The organism is Streptomyces anandii JCM 4720 (assembly GCF_014650655.1).
GTDB classification, from domain to species: domain Bacteria; phylum Actinomycetota; class Actinomycetes; order Streptomycetales; family Streptomycetaceae; genus Streptomyces; species Streptomyces anandii.
On sequence record NZ_BMVJ01000031.1, the window covers coordinates 22,916 to 27,582 of the forward strand.

At 70.3% G+C, this 4,667-nt stretch carries 3 protein-coding genes; all 3 read left to right on the top strand.

The features are described 5' to 3' along the window. Nucleotides 1–2,674, top strand: a 2,674-nt coding sequence (locus IE249_RS32740) for a hypothetical protein (protein WP_189710710.1), incomplete at its 5' end; no start/stop codon positions are given. Nucleotides 2,675–2,880: 206 nt separating this feature from the next. After that, nucleotides 2,881–4,284 (top strand): hypothetical protein, encoded by a 1,404-nt coding sequence (locus tag IE249_RS32745; RefSeq protein ID WP_189710712.1) that lies wholly within the window; start codon nt 2,881–2,883, stop codon nt 4,282–4,284. Next, the coding region (locus tag IE249_RS32750) for a hypothetical protein (RefSeq protein ID WP_189710714.1) at nt 4,284–4,667 on the top strand (384 nt) is incomplete at its 3' end. The genes IE249_RS32745 and IE249_RS32750, both read left to right, overlap by 1 nt.

The window sequence follows — 4,667 nt, forward strand, 5'->3', positions numbered from 1 at the left end:
CCCCTACGGCAACCGGTCGGTCGCGCTCCAGCTCGACGAGGAGGCCGTCGCCTCGCTCGCGGCGGGTCGCGAGACGCTCGTGATGGCCGGCCCACGGGACGAGGCGACCAGGCCCTTCCTCACCAAACTCGTGGTTCAGGTACCGACGGTCCGGCTCGACGAGGACGCCGTCGACCAGGTCCTCGCCGAGGGCAGGATCGTGGACGGTGAGGTCGAACGCCCGCTGGCGATTGCGGAGGAGGTCACCCGGGCCCTCCTGGACGGACGGCCCGTCGTGGCCTGGACGTCCGAGAGGTCGCCCAGGCTCGTCCGGCTGGAACCGCCCGGCGAGGGGCGGCGGGCCACCGCGGCCGAGGTGGTCGTCCGGGACCTGGCGGGATTCCTGTCCCAGCCTCTGGTCCCCGGCTCGGACGGGCGTCCGGTCTCCGTCGCGCTGAGCCGGTCACAGGTCAGCGCACTGCGGTTGGACGGGACGGCCACGGTCAACCTCGGCGGGGACCAGATCACGCTCATCGACGGCAACCGCGAGGACCAGGCGCTGCGCGACGGCCACCGGCTGGCAGCCCGCGCTCTCACCGAGCGGGTCAGCCTTGCGGCCGGCGTGACGCCCGTACGCCGGATCGAGAACCGCGTGACGGCGGCCCTGCCGTCGCCGCGCGCCCGGAGCACCGACGAGTCCCGTGCCGTGGTGCCGCTGGGGCTGCCCGTCGCCGTCTTCATGCCCTGGCGGCAGGTCTGGCAGCTCACCGGGTTCAGCCGCGGCGAGCTGCGCGGCAGCCTCGCGCTCGCTCCCCAGGAGGAGACGACCGTCGAAGTGTCCAGCTGGGAGCGGAGGTTGCGGACGCTCGACCAGTCCTCGCAGACCGAGGTCGACCAGTCCTTCGAGTCCGTCCAGACCCAGCGCGACACCGACGACGTCTTCGCCGAGCTGACCCGGCGCCACGACTTCGCCTGGCAGCTGGAGGGTTCCGTCGACGCCACCTACAGCACCGGCAACGGTTCCATCACCGTGGCCGCCGGCGGAAAGGTCAGCGACACCAGTCAGCTCCAGTCGGTGGCCCGGGTCACCCAGCAGCGCATGAAGGAGTCGACCCTCAAGTCCGCCGCCCGGATCCGGGCGATCCGTACCACCCGTATCACCGACGCGGTCGAGACCGGCGGCCAGAGCAGAGTCACACGGCTGATCAAGAACACCAACTACTCGCGCACCCTCACCCTCGACTTCTTCGAAACGCTGGCCCACTACAAGGTCACACTCGTCCCCCGCCCCGAACGGCTCGTCCTCGTCGCGCTGTTGCCCAACCCCCTGGCAACCAAGCAGTTCAACCGCGAACTGGTGCGCCGCCACGAGTCGGCCCTGTACCGCGCTCTGCTCGACCCGGCCGTCGCGGACGGGTTCGCCGCGTGCCGCACGACCCGGGCGTATGAACTGGCGAAACTGGTCATCGCCGATCAGGCGACGATGGGCAAGCAGGTCGACATCGCGGCCGACGACCTCAACCAGGGACCGACCACCCCGGCCACGAAGACCAGCCCGCAGGAACAGGCCGTCATCGATCTGCTCAAGATCATCCGCGCCGCCTTCGCGAGCGTGTCCGAGGGAGCGGCAACGGGCTGCGATCCGGCGCTCAAGCGGATCCCCCCAGGGGAGGACATCACGCCCGGCGAGAGGACCGCAGCCCAGCAGTGGCTGTTCCAGCAGCTGTGCAGCAAGTACTTCCCGGCGGTCTGGTCCGCCCTGGCACGCGTACCGGCCACTGCCACGGCCGCCGACGCCGAGCTCCTGGTGGCCGTCGTGCCCGCCCAGGGTTCGGCAACCACCCTGTCCGGCCTGAACGACAAGTCGGACCGGGACAAGGAACAGTGCGGGCTCGGGGAGAAGATCGGCGATCTCGTCGGCCGCTTCAACTGGAACTGGTCCTCCGGACGGACACGCGAGGAGAACCTCTACACGGCCGACGACGGTGGCCTCGCCGGCCTTCTGGAGCGTCTGAAGGTTGCCTACCAGGCGTATCTGGGCAAGCAGGTCGAGGGCGAGCTGGCGGCGGAGAAGGAAGTCGTCATCGCCAAGGCCAACGCGCAGCAGGACAAGCTGAGCACGGCAGACAAGCTCGCCATGGCCTTCCCTCTCGACGAGCTGGCCGCGGCCGGAGAGCGTGAGGAGGCCCTGCTGGCCCACCTCAACGAGCATCCCGACCACTACAGCTTCGCTCTCTTCCAGGGCATGTCACCGGCGGAGCAGAGCCGTTGCATCGAGGTCGCCTCGCAGGGCGCGCTCAAGGTCGGCATGTTCGAACCCCGCGTGATCGCCGTCAACGGAGCCGAGCTCGCCGTTCCGCTGGCACCTCAACCGGCCGGTGGGCTGCGGGACTTCGTCGAGGAACTGCGCGCCGGTTTCGAGGCGGCCTTCACCGGAACGGCGGACACGCCCGACGAGCTGGTCTTCCCGACCCCGGGGCTCACCATCAACACACGGCTGGGGCAGTGTTCCACCAGCGAGGAGTACGTGGAGACCTCGCGCCGGACGGAACTGCGACGGCTGGCGGCCGAGGCGCGTGCGGCCGAGCTGGAGGCTGACCGGCGGGCCGCGCGCATCCAGGCCGGGGACTACGGCGATCCCGACGACGATGCCGCGAGCCTGCGGGTGTGCCTCGACCGGCAGGGCGACGGCTGATGGGCTCCCCGGACCCGGGACCGGACCCCGCTGCGGACCCAGGACCGGACCCCGCTGCGGACCCAGGACCGGACCCCGCTGCGGGCCCGGGTCCGGGGGGCTCGGGCGCGGGAACGGCGTACCCCGGCGGGACCTATGTGCCCGGCGTGGCGCGCAGACGCCAAGGCCCCCCGGACGCGCACGAACTCGTCGTGGTCGTGGGAGGAGTGGCGGACAAGGCGGGCGCGTCGAACCCGGACGTCGACCCCTTGGATCGTGCCCCGTTCATCGGCCCGCGCGAGTTCCTCGATCGGCCCACTCCGCCCTTGCGGCCCATGGTGACCGTCAACAACCGCCTGTACCAACTCCCCATCGGCGACCCGCAGGCACTGCGCGACTTCGTCACCATGGCGTATCTCGCCTACGGCTGGCCATCGGTAGTCGCCGTCCGGAGTGAGCTGGAAGAGATGAACGACATTCTGATGCGACCCGGGCCCCACACGGGGGCGAACAGTGCGACGTCGGCGAAGCGCGAAGCGCTGCGTGCCGCCGGGGCAGCCCTCTCCGACACTGCGCGCTGGATCAACGGGTTCACGGACGCCGCGGCGCAATTGCGCCTGCGCGTACTGCACATGGCGCGGCTCCTCGAAGCCGAGGCCGCGTCGGTCGCCGGCTCGATGCTGCGGCGCAGCGGTGATCGGGTGATCGACGAGATGACGCGATATTTCCAGTGGCAGGACAGGGCTGCGGCCAGAGCCGCGCTGGACGCGCTGCGCGCACCGAGGCTGCAGAGCCGGCAGCAAGCCGTGCGGGACCTCAGGGAGGCGCTCGAACGCCTGAGGCCGTTGGCCCGGCAGCTGATGGCGGCGGGCAGGGCGGCCGGGGAGGCACGTGCCCGACAGCGACGCCAGCTCGGCAGGGATCAGGTCGGCATTCTGAACGAGGCCGCGGTGTCTCGTCTCAATGCGCTCGAAGAGGCCGCGTTCAGGGCATCGAAAGCCTTCGCGGAGGCGCTGCTGCGCGAGGCCCCCGCCGCGCCCGTGCTGTACCGCTTCGACGTGGAGACGGTGCTCTCGAGTCCTGTGGAGCTCGAACGCGCCGTCTTCGACCGGCTCCGCAGATCGTGGCGGGCGAGCCAGGATCTCGGCGAGCGACTGCGCCGCAGCCGCCCCGCCGATCGAGTGGAGGAGAAAGAGGTACGCAGGAACACGCTGCCCGAGACGCTCATTGCCAGGGACGCGAAGGGTTCGGTCTGGCAGTACGAGAAGGTGCTACGGGCAGCCGTCGCTCGACTGCCCGTCGAGGAACGGGATCTGTACGAGCGCCTGCTGGACAGCGTGCACGCCGCCCGCGAAGGCGCGGACCTGACCGAGGTGCGTACCGGTGTGGTGAAGACAGTCAGTCTCGGCGTACTCACCCTCGCGCTCACCGCCGTCTGCCCGCCCGTGGGGATGGCTCTCGACCTCGGGCTGTCCGTGGCCGACATCGTCGAAGCCGCGTCCGAGTACATGGACGCGGCCAGCGAGACCGTGTCCGATCTCGACCCGCGTCAGTGTCTGTCCGACGTGCAGCCGTCGTCCGTCGGGCTCGTCATGGCGGTCGCGGGCGGGCTGCTGAGCGTGGCGCTCTGATGGGCGGGGCCGCGGCGGGCGACGACGCCCTGAAGTCGTTGGGAAAGCTGGCCGGCCTGCTGGACGCAGTCCACGACCTCGATCCGGCTCTCATCGAGGAGATCATCCTGACCGCTATGCCGGTCCGGCTGTTCCGCAAGGGCAGCAAAGTGGAGGCCGATTTCCTGCTGGAGTCGGGCGTGCGGGCGTTGGCCGGGCAACTGGCCAAGGACCAGAAGAAGCTGGGTGCGGTGATGGCCGACTTCTACCACCAGTTCGGGCTGGCGGTGAGACACCCGGGTAAAGCAGCGCCGTTCTTGCTGGACGACCTCCACGCTGCGGGAGTGCGGTGGCGCGAGGTGAGGGCAGAGTTGCGAAGCGGCAAGACGGAGGGGGTCGAGGAG